Here is a 449-nt window from a genome sequence, read left to right on the forward strand (position 1 = left end):
TCGCCGGAGCCCTTCTGGCGCAGCGCCTCGTCGAGGTGGTCGCGCAGCCCCATGCCGTCTCTCACGCCCTCGATGGCGGCGATGCGGTCCAGCCAGACACCGGTGGGCTGGTTGGCGATCCGGCTGCCGCCCGGCTCTGCGGCGGCCTTCGCGGACCACTCGGGGTTCACGTACACCTTGGCGCCGCTGTAGGGGTTGTCGACCCGGGTTCCGGTCGGCGGGTCGGTCGGGTCCGGCGGGTCGGTGGGGCCGCCACCGCCGTCGACGTTGCAGGTCACGCCGTCGAGGGTGAAGGTGGCCGGGATCGCGTTGCTGCCGCTGTAGGTGCCCTGGAAGCCGAAACCGACCGAACCGCCGGTGGCGAGCGTGCCGTTGTAGGACTCGTTGGCGGCGGTGACGGCGGCACCGGACTGGCTGATCTTGGCGTTCCAGCCGTTGGTGACCTTCTG

The 449-nt window shown here is 71.5% G+C and carries 1 protein-coding gene; it reads right to left on the bottom strand.

Going from position 1 to position 449, the window contains the following annotated elements; genetic code table 11:
* Positions 1-449, bottom strand: a 449-nt coding sequence (locus tag GTY56_RS31780) for a cellulose binding domain-containing protein (protein ID WP_202511007.1), incomplete at both ends; no start/stop codon positions are given.

This window comes from Streptomyces sp. SID5643, from assembly GCF_009872555.1.
GTDB classification, from domain to species: domain Bacteria; phylum Actinomycetota; class Actinomycetes; order Streptomycetales; family Streptomycetaceae; genus Streptomyces; species Streptomyces iakyrus.